Origin of the sequence: Campylobacter suis (assembly GCF_905120475.1) — a bacterium.
Taxonomy (GTDB): Bacteria; Campylobacterota; Campylobacteria; order Campylobacterales; family Campylobacteraceae; genus Campylobacter_A; species Campylobacter_A suis.
Window position 1 is genome coordinate 883811 of sequence record NZ_CAJHOE010000001.1, and the last position, 22908, is coordinate 906718.

18 protein-coding genes and 1 pseudogene are annotated in these 22908 nt (G+C 37.7%); 1 reads left to right on the forward strand and 18 read right to left on the reverse strand.

Annotated elements, in window-relative coordinates; genetic code table 11:
* Positions 1-8: 8 nt before the first annotated feature.
* Positions 9-1187: a peptidoglycan DD-metalloendopeptidase family protein gene (locus LQV35_RS04620; RefSeq protein WP_230056677.1), complete on the reverse strand. Its 1179-nt coding sequence runs from the start codon at positions 1185-1187 to the stop codon at positions 9-11.
* Positions 1188-1354: 167 nt separating this feature from the next.
* Here LQV35_RS04620 and LQV35_RS04625 point away from each other — a divergent pair, with 167 nt between their 5' ends.
* Entirely contained in the window at positions 1355-2080 is a 726-nt protein-coding gene (locus tag LQV35_RS04625; protein ID WP_230056678.1) for a plasminogen-binding N-terminal domain-containing protein, read from the forward strand.
* 19 nt (positions 2081-2099) lie between these two features.
* Here LQV35_RS04625 and LQV35_RS04630 read toward each other — a convergent pair whose 3' ends face one another.
* From LQV35_RS04630 to pheS, 17 genes and pseudogenes are all read right to left on the reverse strand, one after another.
* Entirely contained in the window at positions 2100-2396 is a 297-nt protein-coding gene (locus LQV35_RS04630; RefSeq protein WP_230056679.1) for a hypothetical protein, read from the reverse strand.
* Positions 2397-2432: 36 nt separating this feature from the next.
* Positions 2433-3350, reverse strand: a complete 918-nt coding sequence (locus tag LQV35_RS04635) for a ComEC/Rec2 family competence protein (RefSeq protein ID WP_230056680.1) — start codon at positions 3348-3350, stop codon at positions 2433-2435.
* Complete coding sequence (locus tag LQV35_RS04640; protein ID WP_230056681.1) at positions 3350-4762, reverse strand: replicative DNA helicase; 1413 nt, start codon at positions 4760-4762, stop codon at positions 3350-3352. The genes LQV35_RS04635 and LQV35_RS04640 overlap by 1 nt, the downstream gene beginning before the upstream one ends.
* 89 nt (positions 4763-4851) lie before the next feature.
* On the reverse strand, positions 4852-5910 hold the full coding sequence (gene ispG / locus LQV35_RS04645; RefSeq protein ID WP_230056682.1) for a flavodoxin-dependent (E)-4-hydroxy-3-methylbut-2-enyl-diphosphate synthase: 1059 nt from the start codon (positions 5908-5910) through the stop codon (positions 4852-4854).
* A gap of 61 nt (positions 5911-5971) precedes the next feature.
* Positions 5972-7132, reverse strand: coding sequence for a hypothetical protein (locus LQV35_RS04650; RefSeq protein ID WP_230056683.1), 1161 nt, complete (start codon positions 7130-7132; stop codon positions 5972-5974).
* Positions 7133-7140: 8 nt separating this feature from the next.
* Positions 7141-8303 (reverse strand): annotated as a pseudogene (locus tag LQV35_RS04655) (MBOAT family O-acyltransferase).
* Between the two features lie 95 nt (positions 8304-8398).
* On the reverse strand, positions 8399-9976 hold the full coding sequence (gene serA / locus LQV35_RS04660; protein WP_230056684.1) for a phosphoglycerate dehydrogenase: 1578 nt from the start codon (positions 9974-9976) through the stop codon (positions 8399-8401).
* Complete coding sequence (locus LQV35_RS04665) at positions 9973-10428, reverse strand: hypothetical protein (protein WP_230056685.1); 456 nt, start codon at positions 10426-10428, stop codon at positions 9973-9975. Before LQV35_RS04665 ends, serA begins: the two co-directional genes overlap by 4 nt.
* Positions 10429-10464: 36 nt before the next feature.
* A complete protein-coding gene (locus tag LQV35_RS04670; RefSeq protein ID WP_230056686.1) occupies positions 10465-12108 on the reverse strand; it encodes a 30S ribosomal protein S1 in 1644 nt (547 codons plus the stop codon).
* A gap of 154 nt (positions 12109-12262) precedes the next feature.
* A complete protein-coding gene (locus LQV35_RS04675; protein WP_230056687.1) occupies positions 12263-14806 on the reverse strand; it encodes a molybdopterin-dependent oxidoreductase in 2544 nt (847 codons plus the stop codon).
* Between the two features lie 10 nt (positions 14807-14816).
* Positions 14817-15389, reverse strand: coding sequence for a cytochrome C (locus LQV35_RS04680; RefSeq protein WP_230056688.1), 573 nt, complete (start codon positions 15387-15389; stop codon positions 14817-14819).
* 125 nt (positions 15390-15514) lie between these two features.
* Complete coding sequence (locus tag LQV35_RS04685) at positions 15515-16180, reverse strand: response regulator transcription factor (protein ID WP_230056689.1); 666 nt, start codon at positions 16178-16180, stop codon at positions 15515-15517.
* Between the two features lie 54 nt (positions 16181-16234).
* Positions 16235-17359 (reverse strand): ATP-binding protein, encoded by a 1125-nt coding sequence (locus LQV35_RS04690; protein WP_230056690.1) that lies wholly within the window; start codon positions 17357-17359, stop codon positions 16235-16237.
* Between the two features lie 22 nt (positions 17360-17381).
* On the reverse strand, positions 17382-18218 hold the full coding sequence (locus LQV35_RS04695) for a 4-hydroxy-3-methylbut-2-enyl diphosphate reductase (protein WP_230056691.1): 837 nt from the start codon (positions 18216-18218) through the stop codon (positions 17382-17384).
* Positions 18208-19482, reverse strand: coding sequence for a 3-phosphoshikimate 1-carboxyvinyltransferase (gene aroA / locus LQV35_RS04700; RefSeq protein ID WP_230056692.1), 1275 nt, complete (start codon positions 19480-19482; stop codon positions 18208-18210). The genes LQV35_RS04695 and aroA overlap by 11 nt, the downstream gene beginning before the upstream one ends.
* The gene (pheT, locus tag LQV35_RS04705) at positions 19479-21818 is read right to left on the reverse strand and encodes a phenylalanine--tRNA ligase subunit beta (RefSeq protein WP_230056693.1); all 2340 of its coding nucleotides are present in this window, start codon (positions 21816-21818) and stop codon (positions 19479-19481) included. The genes aroA and pheT overlap by 4 nt, the downstream gene beginning before the upstream one ends.
* Positions 21815-22807: a phenylalanine--tRNA ligase subunit alpha gene (pheS, locus tag LQV35_RS04710; RefSeq protein WP_230056694.1), complete on the reverse strand. Its 993-nt coding sequence runs from the start codon at positions 22805-22807 to the stop codon at positions 21815-21817. Before pheS ends, pheT begins: the two co-directional genes overlap by 4 nt.
* Positions 22808-22908: the final 101 nt, after the last annotated feature.

The following is a 22908-nucleotide window of genomic DNA, read 5'->3' on the forward strand; positions in this document are numbered from 1 at the left end:
TTTTATCCTTAAAATTCGACCTTAACTACATCTGGAAAAGTTTCCGCCTTTTGCAAGATCTTGCCACTATCAAGGGCTTTTTTTATCAAAGCATTGTTTTTATCAACTATACCTTTAAATACCGCAGTCTCTTTCTTATCCATAGCTGGTTTTACAACTTTTAGCATGCTTTCAGGGTTTATGGGCTTATTATTTATATAAAGACCAAAATGCAAATGAGGACCCGTGCTCATACCCGAACTACCAACAAAAGCTACATGCGTACCCTGCTTTACCTTTTTACCAACAGAAATTCCCTTTGCAAAACCATTTAAATGAGCATAAAGTGTCTCGTAGCCACCTGCGTGAGAGATGATTAAAGTCTTACCGTAGCCGTTTTTATTGCCAACAAATTTTACAACTCCATCTCCAGCCGAGCGTATAGGTGTACCACGCGGAGCACCGTAATCAACTCCAAGATGTGCCCTATAGCGTCTTAATACAGGATGATAGCGTTTTAGCGTAAAACCAGATGTGATACGAGCATTTGAGATGGGTCTGGTTAAGAAAAATTTATCGCTTTGCTTGCCATTTTTATCATAAAATTTATTCTCATATTTATAAACTTTATAACTTTTATTGCCAGTCTCAAACGATGCTGAATGTATCTCAGGAGTACCAAAAACTCGACCCATGCGTATCTTTTGCGAATAAACTATAACAGCCTTATCACCTTTTTGTACCTTATTAAAATTTATCTTTTTTTCGCTCTTAAAAGCATCCCTAAAAGCAAAGGCAAGCCCGATAGAGCCAGTACTTTCATGTATATCTTGAGTTACTGAACGAGTTATCTCTACAACATCTACCCTATCCTCGCTTTGATAAGCTATTGGCACGAACTCAAGCCTAAATATATCCTCGCTATCCCTAAAAATGTGAATTTGAAGCTCATCACTTACGGGTATTAAAATTTGTGAAACTTCGCCATTTTTTCTGTGTAGTATCTGGTATTTAGTACCTGCCACAATCTCAGCGGCTAGCTCTTTATCCTCTTGCGGGAGTGAGTAAAAAAGTGAAACTGGGATGGAGTTTTTTTCAAAAAAACGCAGTAAAGATACGCCACTTTCCCAGCTTTCTTCGCTAACACTTGGTTTTAACGCATATAAATTGATAAATAATATCGAAAAAACCAGCAAAATTCGAAGCATCAGCAGCCTTTTTGAAAATTTTATGCGGTATTTTACAAAAAAATTACTTATATTTTTATATATCAAGTTAAACTAATACTTTTTATATCAAAAATAATACTTTGGTTTTGCAAAAAATAAAGCTTTTTTAGGCTATAATCTGAGCAAAAATTTCACAGGAGATAAATTTGAAAAGAATTTTCTTGCTTCTTGCACTTTTTTCAAGCCTTGCTTTTTCACTAGATTTTTCAATGCGTGAGTATAAAACGCCCATCATTAGCATAGACGAAAACGATGTTGCAACCATTATAGATAGTCCTGATATAGTTGTTGGTTCTAGTGGCGTTGTAGTGCATACTTTTAGCCAAAACACAAGCTCTATTATAGCTCGCACAAGTGTCATATCAAAAGGTGGTGGTTTCGCAAAAATTCGCTTTGAAGTGTTTGACACACTGGAGCAAAGAGCCCTTCCTATACCTGGCGTAGCACCACAAACAAACGATACAGTCATACTAAACTACCTTTATCATCGCTCAGTCATCATCGTGCCAAATAAAGAAATTTATGATGAAGTTACAAGTGCGTTTAGGGGAACTACATTTATCCACCCAGACATCGTCGGCGCTTATCTAAGCTATGAATACAAGCCAAACCCGAGCCGTGATGACTTTAGAAAGATGTGCTCACAAAGCGCGGCTGGACTTATATTTATCGCCATGGATGGACGCAGTGTATTTGCTGATTGTCAAAGCTTTAAGGTTATAAAAGAGTTTCAAACTGGTGAAGTTGAGTACTATCAGCTGCCATTTTATACCAGAGTGCGCGACATAGATACGGTTTTTTATAAACTTGATAGCTCTCATATCAACAACTATGACGCACACTATGAAAATTTACTAGACGAAGAGAGATAAAAGGCGGGCTTTTGCCCGTCTAAATTTGAAAAATAACAAAAACAAAAGCTCCAATCATTCCTGCAAAAATCATTAACACCCTTGACTTTATAGCCAATAAACTTATAACATTATAAAGCAAAAACTGCCAGAATTCTATCTTTATCTGGCTTGTGGTAGCGGTTAAATTTAAAAATTTTTCAATCCAAATATCAAATAAACCACCAAAACCAAAAACATGCAGGATAAAACTTACTGGATAAAAAATACTAAAAATATAACTTACAGGTATAACTAAAGCTTGAGTAGGTGCAAGTACCTGAAAAAAGTAAAGCACGCATACTTGCATAGCACAAAAAAGATATAAATTTAGTCAAAAGGAGTGTGCTAAAAGCCCAAATTTATCACCAAAATATCTACAATACAAAAATTTATAAAAGACGCCGGCTACAGAAAGATAAAAGCCGATATTAAAAAGTAACCCCAAAAACACCGCAACTAACACGCAAACACATAACAACAACATCTCATAATCAACAACTCTCACACCTCTAACCAAAAGAAAAAAGCCAAAAATAGCCATAAAAAACGCACGAAGAAAACTAGGAACAAAACCTATAAGCAAAAAATAGATAGTGCAAAAACAAAAAGCAAGTAAGAAAATGTCAAATTTATAGTTTCGCCACGGACAAATTTTGGCATAAACAAAACTAAAAATAGGCGCCAAAAGCACGAAGAAAAATGCCATTATAATACCCAAATGATAGCCACTGATAGCAACTAGGTGACCAACTCCAAGCCTAATTATATCATCACGAAGTTCTTGCGAAATGGGTGCCGCCATAAAAAGTGCGCAGTAAAGCTCTGTGATTTTGATACTTTTGTGTTGTGCGGCGATATTTGCTAAAATTTTAGCCCTCAAGCTCTTATCTTCTTCATTTTTAATAAATTTTAAGTTGCTTGTGGGTGCAAAAAATCTTTGTCGTAAAAAGTCAGCAAAACTGATATCTAGCGTATGGATGGTGGTGCTTATCTCATCATTTTGTTTAAATTTTAAAGATCTTGAAGTGGTAAAAATAATAAATTTTTCATACTCTAGTCTTAGGACTGTATACCTAAAGCCATTTTTCTCGCGCTCGCTAACATGCACTACTTTTGCTAAAATTTCACGCTCACTCTCACTCATAAACTCATGGTATCTTGTAAGCTCGTAGGCTAAATTTACACCAAAAATCACAAGCAAGATAAAATAGCACCAGCCGCGCTCACTCCAAGTATAAAAAAGCTTCACTATCCTTGAAATGCAACCTCAGCCACAGGCTGACTAACAGGATCTACAAACCGAGTGAATCTTGACTGAAAGACCACATCAACATGCCCTGGCTCGCCGTTTCGGTTCTTGCCAATGATAATCTCTGCTTTCTCCTCAATTTTGTTACGCTCAAAACTGCTCTTATACTCCTTGCCATCAGCCTTTGCTTGCTGCTCTTTTTCGCGCTCTTCCTGCTCTCGGTAAACTTCTTCACGATAAACAAAAAGTATCATATCCGCATCTTGTTCTATCGCACCTGACTCGCGCAAGTCACTTAACATAGGCCGCTTGTTTGCCCTATTTTCAAGACCTCTGTTTAACTGAGAGAGCGCTATGATAGGCATGTCAAGCTCTCTTGCCAAAAGCTTTAATCCACGCGAAATTTCAGCTATCTGCAGATGTCGTTCATTAAAGTTACTTGTGCTCATCATAAGACCGATATAATCAATCACACAAAGTGAAATTTCAGGATGTGCCGCTTTTAGTTTTCGCATCTGTGTGCGAACTTGATGGATATTTACATATCCGCTATCATGTACAAAAAGCTTCTTGCTAGCCATCTCCTCGCAGGCAGAATTTAGCCTTGAAAGCTCCTCGTCGCTCATGTTTGCGCTAATGATATTTTGCAGCGGGATAGATGTCTTAGCAGAAAGCATACGCATCATGATCTGCTCAGCAGGCATCTCAAGCGAGAAAAAGACAACACCCAAGTTCTCTTTTAGGACTTGATTTATAAAATTTAAGCAAAGCGTGGTTTTACCCATACCTGGGCGAGCTGCGACAATGACTAGATCGCCACGCTTAAAACCATTTGTCTTTTCGTTTAGACTGCGAAAACCCGTACTAAGTCCAACAACTGCTTGCCCTTCAAGTTCGGCTTGCTTTTTTAGATACTCTATAAGATCCTCAACGATTTGTGGACTTTGTTTGATCACACCCTTTTTTTCTCCATCAACTAATGAGTAAATTTTTGCACTTATCTCATCAACCATATCACGGCTTGGCTTATCTTCATTTACGGTGGCTGGCATAGACTGTGCAACCTTTACTATGCCTCTTTTTATCGACTTTTCCTTAAGTTCAGCGGCATACTTTTCGATGTCAATGATAGGGCTTGTGCCATATATCTCTGACATCAAATTATCATCAAATTTATCTCCTAATTTATTTTTCAAAAATGCCACAGCCATTGGCTGATCAGCGTTTAAACACTCAATCATCGCAGCAAAAATATCAGCATGACCCTTTAAATAAAAGTCATCTGCACGGATAATATCAAAAATTTCTCCCAAAACATCATTGTTTATAAGCACAGAGCTTAAGATGGCACGCTCCATATCAAGGTCATAAAGGTTGTGCATATCGATATTTTCAAATTTGGCTTTTGCCATTTTTTTCCTTATTTTAAAATTTTGCGTTAAAATTTAAAGTCTTTTTTACTAAAATTTCATCTTTTTTATTTTTTAAGACAACTTTATAGTTACGCTCTTGATTTTATCTCATCATCTATCTCGGCTAAAAATCGCTCCACAAGCTCGGCCTCTTTTAGCTTTGCCACCACTTCGCCGTGACGCATTATAAGCCCGTCGCCTCGCCCAAACGCTATCGCCACATCAGCACCCTTTGCCTCGCCAATAGCATTTACCACACAGCCCATCACGCTTACATTTAACGGCTCTTTTATGTGCTTTGTTCGCTCCTCTACTAGCTTTACAGCAGCCATCAGATCAGCTTGCAAACGCCCACAGGTAGGGCATGAGATGATATTTAGCCCCTCTTTTTGGCGGCCACTATCTTTTAAGATCGCCTTTGCAACCTTTATCTCCTCCTCAAGCTCACCAGTTATGCTAACCCTCATCGTATCACCGATGCCCTCCATCAAAAGCCCTCCAAGTGCTATGGCTGACTTTATCGTCGCATGAAATGTAGTCCCGGCCTCAGTCACACCCAAGTGAAACGGATAATGAACTAACGGACGAAGCTCTCTGTAAGCTTGCATAGTTCGCTCAACATCGCTTGATTTTAGTGAAATTTTAATGTCGGTAAAGTCAAAATCCTCAAGTAGTTTGATGTTATAAAGTGCGCTCTCAACCATCGCCTTTGTCGTGCGACCGTATTTTTCCTCAAACTGCTTCTCAAGTGAGCCTGAATTTACGCCAATTCGTATAGGTAAATTTCTTTGTTTGCACGCATCAACGACGGCTTTTATGTGCTTTGGTGAGCCTATGTTGCCGGGGTTTATGCGTATGGCATCAACAAACTCACTTACGATTAGAGCGTAGTTGTGATTAAAATGAATATCAGCAACAACTGGAAGCGGACTATCTTTTACAACCTCTTTAAGTGCGGAGGTATCCTCTTTGTCAAACACGGCACATCGCACGATATCGCACCCCGCAAAATAGAGCCTATTTATCTGCTCTAACGTGCCTTTTACATCTTTTGTCTTTGTAAAAGTCATCGACTGCACGGATATGGGTGCGTCGCCTCCTATTTTCACATCTCTGATTTTAATCTGCTTAGTTGGGTATCTTTGCAAAATTTTGCCTTTAAATTTTTGCAAAGATTATATAAAAAATTGCCTTTTAAAATGCAAAATTTTACTTTTCGCCAAAAACTTCTAGCCTATAAGCTTTTGTATCTATATATTTAGCCCTATCTTGTTTTAATTTTTCAAGATGGCTATCGATATTTGAGTTATTTATTACAACGCCAAAATCTTCGTAACCATTGATACCCAAAAGCCTATCAAGCACGATGTTTGCCAGTTTTGTCGTATAGTGACTAGACTCTTTATAATACTGCATTGCAATTTTTGGATCTTGCGGAAATTCCTCTGATGTAATTTCGTGATAGATAGCAAAATCTATGATTTCAAATGGCTGTTTGTTTAGCTCGCGTGCAACTTTTTCTGTTATACCAACAATGTCTTTTTTCCAATTAAGCCATTTGTCATATCCACGCCTATAGTCAAGTGCCTCCCATAGCCTGATATGCGACGGACCAATGCCTAAAAATAGCTCAACATTATTTTCATAACTCATTTTAAGAATAGCCTCAAAATCATCTAAAGAGCTATACATCAAATCCCTATAAATATAGTTTGCTAAATTTTTAATATATGATCTTTGCTCTGTTTTATGAGTTATTTTTATGTGATTATAATTACCATCTTTATCCGAATCCGGCACAGACAATATATTTTCATCAGCATCTATATTGATATTACTTTTTTTAAATAGCGAATTAATTTCAATGGGATTATTTTGTTTTCTTATAGTATCAACACTGGCTCGAAAAGTTTGAACTGTAAGTAAATATTTATATATATTTGGGTCATTAAAATATTCATCAAAATCTGGTGCCGTATTTGCAACTTCTGGAAAAAACATCTCCCAATCTAGCATAAGTACTGCTCTTTTTAAATTGCCTTGTTTTATAGAATAATCTAAAATTTTCATTGCCTCATGTATATTACCACCGCTAAACGAAGTATTTAAGGCTGGCTTTATAAAAATTTGATGCTTTGTATTATAAGCGTAATAAACCCTTGAACTTCCAAGTATCACGGAAGCTGGTTTAATTTTCTTAACACGAAGCGGCGTGGAAAGTCTTGACTTAGTATCAGCTTTTGGCTTATCCTTAAAAACATTTACATTATATAAGCCATAGGGATCCACTATGTAGTTAAAAGATATAACAACCAAAAAAATACCCATCAATGAAGTAAGTAAAATTTTTATCCACCTTAAACTTGTCATCACTACACCTAAAAATTAAAATACAAAAACTCTGAATGCTTTGTTAAATTTAAAATAGCCCATACATAAAAAACAAAACTTACAAATAGTGTTTTACAATTAGCTCTAAATTTTTGCAACCAATACTCACAGCTTTTAAATACTAAAACTACAATAAAACTCGCAATTAAAAAACCAGTCAATGTGCCATTGCTATCAACAACCAAATGTGGATTCCAAACATCAAATTGCACTCCCCACTCTCTTAAAAAGCCAACTTTTTCGGCAAGTCTTGAGTTAAGTATTATCCCGCCACTCATCCCAAGCATACCTTTTATGACCTTTATCGCATCATCCCACTCTTTTGCCCTAAAAAATATCCAAGCAAAATTTACAAAGTTAAAAGTGAGTATCCAAGCTATGATTTTATTAAGCTTAAAGCCAAGCCCACTCCAAACCCTATGCACCACAAGTGCTAATCCATGTAAAAATCCCCAAAATACAAATGTCCAGCCAGCACCGTGCCATATGCCACCTATAATAAAGGTAGCCATTAAATTTATATAGGTTCGCGCTTTTCCTTGGCGATTGCCACCAAGCGGGATATAGACATAATCTTTTAAAAACTTACCAAGTGTTATATGCCATCTACGCCAAAACTCTTGGATATCAAGGGATCTATAAGGAGAGTTAAAATTTATCGGAAGGCGGATATTTAGCATAAGTGCAACACCTATCGCCATATCACAATAGCCACTAAAATCAAAATAAAGCTGAAAAGTATAGCTAAGGCTAGTAGCCCAAGCTTCAAAGAAATTTAAACTAGCAGCAACATCAAAACCATTCGTAGCCCATACAGCAAAACTATCTGCTATAACCACCTTTTTAAAAAGTCCGATAGAGAATATAAAAAGTCCAGTGGCTATATTTTTATAGTTTATCAGCTTGTTTTTTAGACTTGCAAATTGTGGCATCATCTGCTTATGATGAACGATTGGTCCAGCTATAAGCTGAGCGAAAAATGTTGTATCCGCACGCAAAAAATGACATTCCAAAACGAGTAAAAAAACAAAGACGAAGCTACTAAAAATAGCTTTGAAAGCTCGGTAAGTCTTTTTTTATTTAGATAAAAATATACAAAAAAAGTAATTGGTAGAAATAAAAATATAAATTCATATGAGCTAAAAAGCATTATATGTCCGTTTTATAAAAATTTAACCATCTTTTGCAATAAATTTTACGAGTGTATAACTTTAGTATTTATAAAATTATACACTCGTGTTGTAATTATACCACTACGTAGCTTACCCAGACGCAAGCTTCAAGGGCGTTTAGTTTAGCAAGCACCTCTTTGCTGATATGCTCATCTACAAGGATAACTGCAAGCGCCATGCCATGATCGCCTCGACCCAAGCGGAAGTCTGCGATGTTAATATTCTCAGCTGCAAGAAGTGAGCTTATACTTGCGATAACGCCTGGCACATCGTTATTTTTAAATATTATCATTTTGCCTTTTGGCTTAAAGTCAGTTTTAAAACCGTTGATATTTACGATACGAGGTTGATTTTCACCAAAGACCGTACCGCTAATACTCACAAGATCACTTTCTGTCGTTATGCGAACGGTTATTTTGTTTTTAAATATACTCTCACCACCGACACTAACATCAGTTGCAATACCTTTTTCATCACATAAAAATTTAGCATTTACATAGTTTATACCATCACCCAAACTCTCTTTAAGGGCACCAACAAGCGCAAATGTAAGCATAGAATTTGCGTACTCACTAATCGCGCCAAAAGCTTCTATGCGTATAGCTTTGATGGCCTTTTTGTTTATCTGTGCACCAAGAAAAGCCATTTTGCTCACTAGCTCTATGTAAGGCTCGACAAAAGGAGGTAGATCTTCTGTTTTTATAGGCAAATTTAATGCATTTGGATAGCTTATACCACGAGCAGCACTTATGGCTTGTTCGGCTGCTTCTACGGCGATGTTGCGCTGGCTTTCAAGGGTATTTGCCCCAAGATGTGGTGTCACGCTTACATTTGGCAAGTCAAGCAATGGATGGCTTGTGGCTGGCTCTTTACTAAAAACATCTATACCCGCAAAAGCTATTTTCTTACTTTTTAACCCCTCATAAAGAGCCTCTTCGTTGTAAAGTCCGCCACGAGCGACATTTATAAGACGCACGCCGTCTTTCATTTTTGAAATTTCCTCTGCTCCGATAATATTTGTTGTCTCTTTTGTTTTTGGAGTATGAATTGTAATAAAGTCACAAGCTAAAATATCATCAAAATTTGTCGTATATGTGCCACCCATATCAATAACTTTTGATGGATCGATATATGGATCATAGGCGATGATATTCATGCCAAAAGCCTTGGCTCTAGCAGCGACGCGAGAGCCGATATTACCAAAGCCGATAACGCCTAAATTTTTATTAAAAAGCTCAACTCCATACCACTTTTCGCGCTTCCAAATTCTGTCTATTTTTAGATCGTTGTGAGCGTAAGGAAAAGCCCTAGCAGCAGCCAACATATGTGCCATGGTAAGCTCTACGGCTGCGATAGTGTTTGCGGTCGGGACATTCATAGCAATGATGCCTCTTCGAGAACAGCCGTCTATATCGACATTATCAACGCCTACTCCTGCCCTAACCACAGCTTTTAGCTTTTTTGCCGCATTTAAAAATTTCTCATCCACATCGGTCGAGCTACGAGTGATAGCCACATCAGCTTCGCCTAAAATTTCGAGCAGCTTATCTTTTGGCGTTGAAACCGCATCGATGATTTTTAGGTCGTTTTCTTTATTTAAAAGCTTAAATCCAGCCTCGTGGATCGCATCGCAAACTATGATCGTTTTCATATTTTTACCTCCGTTACGCTTGAGTGTATGTCGTAAGTTTTAAGTTCCAAAATGATGCGCTGCAACACTTCAGAGTCTTGTGTATTTAGAAAAATTTTACTCTTTACACCATCTTTGACGATAGTGAAATTTACATTTGTATTTTTTAGAGTTTGAGTTAGGCAAAACATAGAGTAAATATCGTTTTTATCGACAAAAAGCTCAAAAGCTGTCTTTAGGGAAGCATTTTTGTTCGGACGCTTGTATTCGATATAAATTTCATTTACAGCAAGTGAAAAGTCCTGCTTTGTTATGTTTGCAAGCTGAGAGATCCAGCCATCATTTGTACTAGCTGACTGGATAGTTGCATTATCTAGCGCCTCTGGCTGAGCATAAGCTATGACCGTTTGGTGCGCATTTGCAAATTTGTATAGATATACGCCAAGCACACCGACCAGCAATAGTAAAAACAAAACAACTGCTAGTAAAGTGTGCTTGCCCATGCAAATTTATTTTAATTGCTCTTTTATAATGTCGCCAAGTGTTACCTTGTCGTCACTGTTTATCTCATTTAGCACTTCGCGCTCTTTTGCTCTTGCAAGCTGGCGTATGCTAAGGCGGATGCGATTTTTCTTCTCATCTATAAAAGCTATGCTAGCCTCTATCTCATCGCCTATATTTAGCGTACTGACATCAACATTGCCAAGATCTTCTTTGCGTATAAGTGCATCAACATTCTCGCCAAGCTCAACAAATACACCAAAGTCTTTTATATCACGAATTTTACCTTTTACAGCTTCACCAACACTGTGTTTTTTAGTAAATTCTTGAACTGGACTTTGCTTTAACTCTTTTAGGCTAAGAGAAATTTTCTGCTCTTTATCATCTATCTTTACGATCTTAACTTCAACCTCATCGCCTACTTTAAACAAATCCTTACACTTGTCATTTCTGTCCCAAGAAGCATCTTCATTATGCAACAAGCCCTCAACGCAATCAATACGAACAAACGCGCCAAATGCAGTAGTAGTCGTAACTACGCCTTTTGCTACATCACCCTCTTTAAATTTTGCTTTAAATTCATCAAATGGCTTTGGAAGTAAATTTTTAAGGCTAACGCGTAATCTTCGATCTTTTGCACTAATTTCAATAACTTCAACATCTATCTCCTCACCCTCTGTGATGTGGTCTTTTGGATTTTTGATATTTTTATCCCATGAAATTTCAGATATATGCAAAAAGCCCTCGATGTCATTTCCAAGATCAACAAATGCACCATATGGCTCGATATTACTAACAATAACCTTGATAGTATCTCCCACTTCTAGTCCATCCTTGATCTCATCCCAAGGATCTGGCATAGCAGCTTTGATAGATAGCGACAGATGGCGCTTTTCATTGTCATAGCTTACTACTTTTACGGCTACTTTATCACCCTCTTTATATATCGTGCTAGGATTAACTGGACCTTTGTAGCTTATCTCGCTGTAATGAACCAAGCCATCAACACCGCCCACATCAACAAACATACCGTAAGTTGTGATCTTTTTAATCACGCCCTCCATAACATCAGCGTTATCAACTATATTAGAGAGTGCTTCTTTGCGCTTTTTGCGGTCATCGTCTAGAATTTTCTTACGAGAAACGATGATGCTTTGCTCCTCTTTATCTACCTTTATAACCCTTACTTTATAGCTCTTGCCAACTATGTCATTAGCATTTTTAAAGCCACTTTGAGTTTTTGGTAGGAAAAATTCTACTCCATTTTCGTCAGTTGCTATAAATCCACCCTTGTTTTTACCAACGATTTTAACTTCGATCTCGTCTTGATTTTCAGGGTTATAGGCATCTATGTAAGCCTTAACTTTCTCTTTGCGCAGGGCTTTTTTATGCGAAACCTGACCACGACCAGTGATGACAACTTTTATCTTATCACCAACATTATATAGCAGCTTACCGCTTGCATCAGTAATCTCAGACAAAGCAAGCTCTTTATCGCCTCTTATGCCTATATTTACCGTAGCAACATCGCCCTTAATACCAACGATAACGCCTTCGCTATCCTCTTCAGTCCTTTTGAAGGACTCCTCTAACATCGCAGCAAAATCTTCTTCTTCATTTGCTTCAATCTGAACGCTTCTGTTCACAGCCATCTTGATCCTTTTAAATTTTTTATTGTCGTATGACAAAGTGACCTATTATATTTAAAAAAGGCTTATTTTAGGTTGAAATTTTAGTAAAAATTTAGTTTGGTGTAGAAATTTTATTTAAATTTGCCCCACCATAGTGAGCGGCGGGGCAGTGGGATTATCTTACGATTTTAGGATCTTTAAAAGCTGTTAGCTCAGGAGCTTTGCCCTTAAATTTCTCGATATTTACCAAAGCTGTATGGCTAATGTTTCCATTTGCTAGCTTTGATGTTGGGATGTCGATAGTTAGGACATTTGGTGAGCCATTTTTGCAAATTCCACTATCAAAGCCATCATACCAAGCGCCCTCGCAAAGCTTTATAACGCTGGGCATAACATCATCAGTCACAACAGCACCAGCCAAAACTTCGCCTCTAACATTAAACACACGAACCAAATCGCCGTTTTTAATGCCTTTTGCTTTCGCATCTTTTGTATTTATCCAAACTGGCTCGCGGTTTGCTACTGCGTACTCATCGCGCAAGCTTGTATGGCTAAGCTGTGAGTGCAAACGATTCGTTGGATGTGGGCTTAGCATGTGAAATTCCGCTGGCTTATCCTTCATGCCAAGCCATTCAATTGGCTCAAACCACATAGGGTGCGCCTTGCAGTCATCATAACCCATCTTTTCAATCGTATCTGAATAAATTTCGATAAGACCAGACGGTGTTCCTAGTGCATTTAGGATAGGGTCTTCTCTAAACTCACCATATCTTATCCATGCATCACTCTCAGGCGTAGAACTAAATGTAACAGGCTTGTTTGTTGCCCAAAACTCGTTAAATGGCTTCATCTCATGGATAAAGTCAGGTATAGAATTTACCTGCTCGTAAGTAGCGTCATAATACTCTTTTATCCAGTCAAATTCCTCTTTACCGTTTTCTGTGTATGCTAAAACAAGGTCTTTTGCATATGCTTTGCATAGGTCGGAGAAAATTTGATAATCATCTTTTGACTCTTCAAATTTATCAACTACTTGCTTCATAGGAACGATATTCATGTTTGAATAATCCCCCGTCATCGTAATATCGTTACGCTCATAAGATGTAGTTGTAGGGAAAACTATATCTGCCATTTTTGCTGTTGGTGTCCAGTATGGCTCATTTACAACAACTGTTCTTGGCTTTCTCCATGCTTTTAAATTTGTATTTGTATCTTGATGATGAACAAGAGGGTTACCACCCACCCAGTAGATAAAGTCTATATCAGGGTAAGTTATCTTTTTGCCGTTATGATCTATAACTTTTCCTGGGTTTAGCAAAGCGTCAGCTATACGAGCAACAGGGAAAGCAAATTCTGTTGTTTTTATAAGCCACGCAGGGACATCTTCGCCAGCCGTAACCGCTTTTTTTACAAACTTGCCATCTTTTATCTCGCTATCAGCTGTACCGATAAACTCACCCTTGTCATTAAATATACCCACACTTGCAGCATTAACACCGCCGATAACACCGCCCTTGCAAGTAGGCACGCCACCGTTTGAGTAGTGATAGCTAAGACCAAATCCACCACCAGCAAGACCTATCTGACCGATCATTGAAGCAAGCGTTACAAGTGCCCAGTGTGGTTGCTCGCCGTGATGAGCTCTTTGCATACCCCAACCTGACATTAGCATAGTGCGATTACTTACAAATTTCTCAGCTAGTGATTTTATAAGCTTAGCATCTATACCGCAAATTTTAGCTGCCCACTCAGGCGACTTTGGCGTTTTATCTGTTTGACCAAGCAAATAAGGCAGAAATTTATCAAATCCATAAGTGTAGCCAGCCATAAATTCTTTATCATACTTACCACTTGTATATAGGTGGTGCATCATGCCTAACATCATTGCTGTGTCGGTATTTGGCACTGGTCTTATATGTTTTGCTTTATCAAAGAATTTTACCGTATCACTGCGTATAGGATCGATGATAATAACTTCAATATCTTTACGCTTTTTAAGCTCTTCAAAGTATTTAAATCCATGCTCATCAGCACTAGTCCATGCTATACGAAGTGTAGCAAGCGGGTTCATGCCCCACATTACAACAACTTTTGAGTTTTCAAGCACGACAGGCCAGCTAGTTTGCTGCTCATAAACTTCAATACTTCCCATAACATGTGGCATGATAACCTGACTTGCACCAGTTGAGTAGTCCCCTAGATCTCCTACAAAACCGCCGCTAAGGTTCATAAAGCGCTGGAGCAAAATTCTACTATTATGCACATTTCCGCTTGACTTCCAACCATAGCTTCCCGCAAATACACTTTGATTGCCTTTTTGTTCTCTTGTTTTTTTAAGCTCTCTAGCCACAAGCTTTATAGCGTCCTCATACTTTACTCTAACCCACTCATCCTTGCCGCGAAGCTCTGGCTTTGGATTATCTGGATTTTCAAGGTAGCTTTTTCGCACCATAGGATACTTTATGCGAGTTTTATAAACCATGTCGTGAGTATAGTACTGAAGTGCATTGTAAATTTCACTTGTTTTTTGATATGGCCTTGAGCCTAAAATTTTACCATCCTTAACCTCAACATCCAGCATACCCCAGTGCGCCGCAGTAAGAACTTTGCCATTTTTTATAAGCGACTTTTTAGCTTCATTAGCCATCAAATTTGTAGCTGTTACGCCTGAAAGTAGCGGCAAACTTGCCATGCCTTTTAATACAGTTCGTCTTTGCATATTTTCTCCTTTATTTTATATTCACATCAGATGAGTTTTTTTGTAGATATTCAATAACAAGCCACTCATCTTTTTTATCTATCGCTGTTCTGCTTAGTATAGACTTAAACAAGCTTGGCCATTGGTTTGCTTTGTAGTGGTTTGCGTCATGTAGTTTATGACATACACCACAGCTATTTTTATATAGCTCTTCAGCACGAGTTAGCATAGGTTTTACATCATTATAAAAGTCACTATCGGTCGTAAATACAGTGGTTTTTACCATATCCCACCTACCGTTTTCACCCTTTTTAACAAGCTGGGTTTTAAACTCGGCTGTCTTTGCGAAAGCTAGTGTAAAAACACGCTCGGAGTCGCTAAAATAGATGACATTTGGCACAGCTGGATTTTGATAGCCACTAACTTCTATCTTTACTCTATCGCCAGATTTTTCTAAAATTTTGACTGCATTTGTTGGAAGCAGCCTACCTATTGATGTTTTAGATGTCGCATCAGCAAAAACTGGCTTAACAACATCAGAATAAACCTCGCCATCAGCATATAAAAAACATGCCAAAAGAGCGGACATTACAAGCTTTTTCATATATCTCCTTTAAAAATTTAAGCAATTATAATGAAAAAATATGATTAAAATATAATTTTTTATTAAATATAGCTAATATTTGAAACAGTGCGTAAATTTTCATGCTTTAAACTAAGCGTATATCCTCATCCATGACAGCTTTGTATAAGTTCTGGATAGAGTTTTTTACGAAGCTTATGAACGAAATTTCGTATCGTATCTGGTGTACAGCCATCACTACACCACACATAGTTTTCTATCATCTCAAAATTTACCATTCTTGATTGGTTTTTTAGCAAAAGATGAAGTAGTTTTTGCTCTTTTTTTGTTAGCGCTACAAGCTCGTGATCTTTAAAAAGCTCCATAGTCATTGCATTAAATGTAAAACCATTTTGCAAATTTACACTAGCAAAGTCATTTTGAAATTTATTAGCAGCAAAGCTTAAACTCATCACAAGCTCACGCTTATCAAATGGCTTTTTAAGCACAGCTTGGCTTTTTAGCTCCAAAGCACCTAGCATATTTTCGTCACTATCAAATGCTGTAAGAAATATAATAGGCACATTTTCATCATCTTTTCTTATAATCTGAGCCATCTGTATGCCGTTAATTTTTGGCATTTGGATATCTGAAAGTATTAAATTTGGGCTATTTTTCTTAAAGCATTCAAGCGCATCAGCAGCATTTTTGCATAGGAAAATTTCGCTAACATAACTCTTTAAAGAAACTTCTAAGCTTTGTCTAAGCATATCGTCATCATCAACGACTAAAAGTCTCACATCTTTTAAAATTTCTTTGATTTTACTATACATTTTCTCTCCGATGGCGGTATAATACTTAAAAAGTATGACTAAAAAATAATTTTTCTATTTTTTTAAAAAAAGACAAAATTTGGTTGGTGTTTTTGCACTCTGCAAACTCAGTCTAGCATTTAGCTTTTTTGAAAGCTCATAAGCGACATAAAGCCCCATCCCAGTGCCATTTTCCTTATCTGTAAAAAATGGCTCAAAGATATGACTAGCATCATCTATCCCAGCACCATTATCACTGACGCTTATGCAAATTTCATCCGATATCATCTCCAAGTTTATCGTTATTTCAGGTATCGCTTCAAAATTTTGTGATGTAAATTTTATAAGTTCATCTTTTGCATTTGAGATGAGACTTAGTAAAATTTGTTTTATGTATGATGATACGCTTTTGGTGATAAATTTTTGAGTTTTGTCGCACACGCAAACTAATTTTATGCCATGCTCATTTAGCTTTGGCTTAATAATAAGCACCAGCTCTGCAATAATCTGAGAAACATCAACATCTCTTACACTATCATCATTTTTATAAAATTTAGAAAACGAACCGATCGTTTCATTTATGAGATGTATGCTTTGTTTTGCGCGATTTACTTGCAAGTCTATGCCACTAGTCTGCCCGCTCATGGCAAGCTCATCTATCTCATCAAGACAAAGCATGAGCGAGCTTAGCGGACTGCGTTGCTGATGTGAGATGGCACTCACCATCTCGCCAAGTATCGCCATCTTGGAGTTTAAAAGCAACATTTGTTCGTTTTTTATCTTAGCAAGCTCTAGCTCTTTTTCATGCGTAATATCAGCCACACTAAGTATATAGCCTTCAAATTTTGTAGCGTTTTTTAGGACATTTGAAAGGCGAAAACGAAGAAAAATTTGATCTTTTTTTATCACAACTTCACGAAGATTTTGCTCTTTGGCATTAAGCGTAAAAAGCTGGTTTAACTCATTAAAGCTCAGCCGTGCCAGGAGTTCGTTTAAGCTCTTGCCGATAAATTCTTTTGAAGTTAACGAAAAAATGCTCTCAAATTTTTTATTTATAAATTTTATGTGGTTATGTTTGTCTGTTAGCAAAAGGGCTAAATTTGGCGTCTTTGAAAGTGCTATCTCAAGCTCGCTTTTTCGGCTTTTTAAGAGCAAAAAAGCTATGATAAAGCAAGCTAGAATAAGCGCATAGCTTTGCATGTAGCCCCTTTTGGTTTAAAATTCATGAATTTTGGGTAAAATTCTCTATCTTATCGACGATATTTTGTATGATCCAATCAGGAGTGCTAGCCCCAGCGCTAATACCGCAAAGATTTTTACCCTCAAACCATGCCGCATTAAGCTCTGCTTCATTTTCTATAAGATAGCTATCAGGGCAAAATTCTTTTGATATGAGATAAAGCTGTTTTGTATTAGAACTATTTTTACCACCTATAACAACCATCACATCAGCCCTTTTTGAAAGCTCTCTCACTGCGTCTTGGTTTTCAAAAGTGGCATTACAAATCGTATTAAAAACGCGCACCTCTTTTACACGCAACATTAAATAATTTACAATCTGCATAAATTTCTCAACTTTGCGAGTTGTTTGACTTATGACAGCAACTTTTTGAGATAGCTTCACACCATCAAGCTCACTCTCTTCAAGCACAACAAATGCATTTGCAACAGCATAGCTTTTTACACCCTTTATCTCAGGGTGATTTTCATCGCCAAAAATCACTACATCATAGCCATCTTTGCTCATCTTTTCGCAAATTTGTTGTGGCTTTGTAACAAAAGGACAAGTGGCGTCGATGACCTTAATATCACTTTTTTGAAGCTCAGCCAAGTCGCCCTTTGTTATACCATGCGTGCGAATAATCGCCTTTTTCTCATCTTTTATCTCTTCTATGCCCTCAAGAGTTTTTACATTAAAATTTAAATTTAGGCGATTTATCTCATCATTATTATGAATGATAGGACCGATAGTAACGGCGTCTTTTGCATTTTCGGCGATCTTTATCGCTCTTTTTACTCCAAAACAAAAGCCATAACTGCTAGCAAGTTCAATCTTCAACACTAGCTCCTAGCTCTCTTAAAATTTTACTAAAATTTGGAAAACTTGTGGCTATAAACTCGCTTTTTTCAATGACCATACCGCATTTTAGTCCAAGTATCGCAAAACTCATAGCTATACGATGATCACCATGACTATCAATGATAGCCGAATTTGCCACACCACCAGTTATCTCAAATCCATCATCAAGTTCATTTGCCTCTATGCCACAAGCCTTAAGCGCGGTTACCGTAACTGCGATACGGTCACACTCCTTAACGCGAAGCTCTTTTGCATTTTTTAAACGGCTTGTTCCACTTGCGCACGCAAAAGCTATGGCAAGGGCTGGCGCCTCATCGATCATCCAAGCGATATTTTCGCTTATCTCAACAGCTTTAAGCGGAGCGTATTTTATCTCGATTTCACCGATACTTTCGTACTTTTCACTAGTAACTTTATAGCTTATATCAGCTCCCATCTTGCGTAAAATTTCATAAGCTTCTATGCGAGTTTTATTTAAAAGCATATTTTTTAGTACAATGTGAGAATTTGGGATAATTGTCGCTGCAACCGCAAAGAAAAATGCCGAGCTTGGGTCGTTTGGCACATCTATTTCAAGTGGTTTTAAAGGCTCTTTAAGTGGTTTAACTTCCAAATTTAGTCCATCAGTGATAAGCTCAGCTCCCATGCCTTTTAGCATTCGCTCTGTGTGGTCACGACTTAACTCTGGTTCACTAAATTTACATCCATTTGACTTAAGTGCCGCCAAAATAAGGGCTGATTTTATCTGAGCAGAGGCTACTGGGCTTTGATACTCAAAATAATCAAGTTTTTTGCCCCTTATGCAAAGTGGTGCAAGATCGCCGTTTTTAGCGCCATCTATCTTGGCTCCAACTGCGGAAAGAGGCTTGCCTACGCGAGCCATTGGACGCTGATTTAAATATTTATCACCGCTTAGGACAAAAAAGCCATCACTTGCCGCTAAAAATCCCATAAATAGCCGCATCGCAGTTCCTGAGTTGCCGCAGTCTAAAACCGCACTTGGCTCAGTCAAACTAGCAGGTGGAGTTATCTCTATCTCATAATTATTATCTTTAACTATTGCGCCAAGGCTTTTAATAATCTCGAGGCTATTTAGCGTATCTTCTGCCCTTAAATAGTTTCGCACTATGCTGGGTTTATCGCTTAAAAGCGAAAATATAGCACATCTATGTGATATGGATTTATCAGTAGAAATTTGCTCTAGTGAAGCATTTATCGGTTGTTTTAATGCAAAAACTTTCATCTTAATCCTATATTTAAATCACGCTTTAAAGCATCTAAGATTTTATCCATAAATGCTGCTACTTCGCTATCTTCTAGTGTTTTTTCAATATCTTGAAACACAAATTTTACACCCACGCTTGCATTTGAGCCAAGGTCGGCTGAGCGATAGATATCAACTGGAGCAAATTCCTTAAGCTGAGTGATGTTTAACGACTTTATACACTCTGAAATTTTAGCAAAGCAAAGTCCATCAGGCACTATCAAGCTAAGATCTCGCAAAATACTAGGAAATTTCGAGTAAGGCTTTGCCTTAATGCACTCATCTTTAAGACTATCAAAATTTATCTCACACAGATAAGTTTTAGGCAAATCTCTTGCATTCTCAAAGCTAATATGCACCCTACCAACATATCCCACATCAATGCCATCTTTAATAATCCTAGCTTGCTCAAACGGACTAAGATATGAAATTTCATCGCTTGGCTTTAGGCTAAACTCACCTATGGCATTTTGCACAGCACTTACAAAACTTATGAAATCAACATCCTCAGGCTTTGCTCCGCTTAAAAGGGTTGGCTCTGACTTTAGTCCACTCATCACAAAGCCTATCCTATGGCTTTGTTTGCCGTTTTCACTGAAAACTTCACCATACTCAAAGAGTTTGACTGATTTTTTAGAATTTTTTATATTTTTCTCGCACGAGCTTAAAAGATGGTTTGCAAGCGTCGGTCTTAGCATATTTAGCTCTGCGTTTATTGGGTTTAAAATTTGAGTTTTGCACGGTACAAAGCCAAGATCTAAAAGCTCTTGTGAGTTGTCAAACACATAATGCACGCTTTCAAAAAAGCCCGCTCCAGCTGCACGGCGACGCAGATTTAGGGCAAATTTATATGACTTATAGGTATCGTTTATGCGATTTTCTTCGCTAAATTTTAAAGGTTTTGATGCTATGTTATCAATGCCAACTATACGCACAATCTCTTCACAAACATCGTGGGTATTTAGTATGTCGTGGCGGAAAAATGGCACTTTGACATTAAATGTTTCAGACTCTTGGTTAAAATTTATCTCAAAACCAAGCTTTTTAAGTATGCGTAAAATTTCAGCCCTAGTTATCTCTTGACCAACCATACGGCTGATATCTGCGGTAGAAAAGCTAAGCATAGTCTGCTCTTTTTTGATAGCAGTGCCAGAAGCTCCAGCATAAAGCCTAAGCTCTTTAAATGTGCAAAGCCGCTTAAAAAGATAGTCCATACCATAGCTAAGCGTAGGCTCGCTACCTCGGCTAGCTCGGCTAGCACGGTAAAGATGTTCATCTCGTGGCATATTTTTATCCAACGCAACACTTTCAGCAACCACATCAGGCTCGCTGTAATTAGCCTCGATGATAACAAGCTTTGAGCTATCGTCAATCTTTGCAACATCATCTTGATAAATGCCAGCAACGCTTAAAATTTTACCATTTGAGCTTACTATGCTTTGCGAAAACTCTCCCTTTTTTATTTCAAAACTAACTCGCTCATCACTTTGAAGTTTTGCAAAGTCATACGCTCTAAATAGCACTCCAGTGCTGTAGGTAGCGTATTCTAACACTCTTTCAAGAGGGCTTGTTTTTTCACATTCTATTAGCGCAAGGCGAAGTTTTGTTAGTAAATTTTCACTCATTTGTCCCTTTAGTTCGACAGCCTTGTATAAAAATGAGCTTTTTAGCCCCTCATCTGTCTTTAAGGCAACTATACGACCTATGCCAGGCAAATTTTCAGGCTCATCGTATCTGGAATTTTCTTTTAAATTTAGATCAAAAGCCACGCAAAGATCGCGCGCTATGCCGTTTATGCTCTGGCAGTCCCCCCTGTTAGCAGTCACATCTACTTCGATAATCACATCATTAAAAGCCTCAAATTCACTCAAACTCTTGCCAAGCTTAAGCTCTCCGATACTATCATCAAGAACCATAATTCCGTCATTTATCTTTACTAATCCAAGCTCTGTTGAGCTGCATATCATGCCACAGCTCTCAACTCCGCGAAGCTTTGCCTTTTTTATCTCAAGCCCATTTGGCATAGTCGTTCCAACAAGTGCAACTGCAACAAACTGCCCCGACTCAACATTTTTTGCTCCACAAACTATCTGTAAAGTCTCGCTACCAACATCAACATCACAAACATTTAACTTATCCGCATCTGGGTGTTTTTGCTTGCTTTTTACATAACCAATAACTATGGTTTTTGGGATTTTTATCTCTTTGTAGCTATCAACCTCAAGCCCGATAGAATTTAAAGTCTTTGAAATTTCCTCACCACTAATCGCACTTAAGTCGATGTATTCGTTTAACCAATGTTTTGATATTATCATTTAAATTGCTCCAATAATCTTAAATCTCCCTCAAAAAGCGAACGCAAGTCTGGTACCCTATGAAGCAACATAGCAAACCGCTCCACTCCAAGCCCAAAAGCATAACCACTTACATCCTTATAGCCAACCGCTTTAAATACATTTGGATCAACTACGCCACATCCCAAAACTTCAAGCCATGTTGTATGTTTGCACACTCTACATCCCTCGCCATGGCAGAAAATACAGCTTATATCAACCTCAGCACTAGGCTCTGTAAATGGGAAAAAACTAGGGCGAAATCGCACTTTTACATCGCCAAACATATGTTTTAAAAAACCCTCTAGCATGCTTTTTAAATTTGCAAAACTTACACCATCGCCTTGCTCCACAACAAGACCCTCAACTTGATGAAACATCGGTGTATGCGTTAGATCCATATCACGACGAAAAACTGTTCCAGGCGCTATCATACGAATAGGTGGCTTTGAGTTTAGCATTTTGCGAATTTGAACCGGGCTTGTATGTGTCCTTAAAAGTCTGTTGTCATTTAGATAAAAAGTATCTTGCATGGCACGGGCTGGATGGTATTTTGGCAAATTGAGAGCCTCAAAATTATGAAAGTCATCTTCAATAAGCGGACCAGTTTCTAAGGAGAAATTTTGAGATACAAAATACTCAATTATCCCATCCATAACATCCATAACAGGGTGTAAAGCACCAGTTGCAACAGGCTCATTAAATAGCGTTATGTCAATCGCATCTTTTTTCATTTTCAACTCTTGTTCGCCCTTTAAAAGCCCAGACTTTCTGCTCTCTAAAAGTTCACTAAGCTCATCTCTGCTAGCATTTAACTTAGCTGCGAAGCTCTTTTTTTCATCCTCGCCCATATCTTTTAAAAGTGCAAACTGTGAAGTCAAAACGCCCTTTTTGCCAAAAATTTCAACCCTGAGTTTTTCAAGCTCCGCAAGCTCTTTACAAGCTTGGATTTTATCTACATACTCTTGCAATTTCCCACCTTTGTAATTTTTGTTAGATTTTAGTAAAATTTTATTAAAAAGCACATAAAATTAAGCACGCTTTGATATAATTACCAAAAACAAAGGAGCAA

Bases quoted from the DNA above. Each gene is read 5' to 3' on its own strand.
- aroA (WP_230056692.1), bottom strand. From the start codon at position 19,482: ATGAAAGTTTTTGCATTAAAACAACCGATAAATGCTTCACTAGAGCAA.
- LQV35_RS04640 (WP_230056681.1), bottom strand. From the start codon at position 4,762: ATGGCAAAAGCCAAATTTGAAAATATCGATATGCACAACCTTTATGAC.
- pheT (WP_230056693.1), bottom strand. From the start codon at position 21,818: ATGATAATATCAAAACATTGGTTAAACGAATACATCGACTTAAGTGCG.
- LQV35_RS04650 (WP_230056683.1), bottom strand. From the start codon at position 7,132: ATGACAAGTTTAAGGTGGATAAAAATTTTACTTACTTCATTGATGGGT.
- LQV35_RS04620 (WP_230056677.1), bottom strand. From the start codon at position 1,187: ATGCTTCGAATTTTGCTGGTTTTTTCGATATTATTTATCAATTTATAT.
- LQV35_RS04675 (WP_230056687.1), bottom strand. From the start codon at position 14,806: ATGCAAAGACGAACTGTATTAAAAGGCATGGCAAGTTTGCCGCTACTT.
- LQV35_RS04690 (WP_230056690.1), bottom strand. From the start codon at position 17,359: ATGCAAAGCTATGCGCTTATTCTAGCTTGCTTTATCATAGCTTTTTTG.
- LQV35_RS04685 (WP_230056689.1), bottom strand. From the start codon at position 16,180: ATGTATAGTAAAATCAAAGAAATTTTAAAAGATGTGAGACTTTTAGTC.
- LQV35_RS04680 (WP_230056688.1), bottom strand. From the start codon at position 15,389: ATGAAAAAGCTTGTAATGTCCGCTCTTTTGGCATGTTTTTTATATGCT.
- serA (WP_230056684.1), bottom strand. From the start codon at position 9,976: ATGAAAACGATCATAGTTTGCGATGCGATCCACGAGGCTGGATTTAAG.
- LQV35_RS04670 (WP_230056686.1), bottom strand. From the start codon at position 12,108: ATGGCTGTGAACAGAAGCGTTCAGATTGAAGCAAATGAAGAAGAAGAT.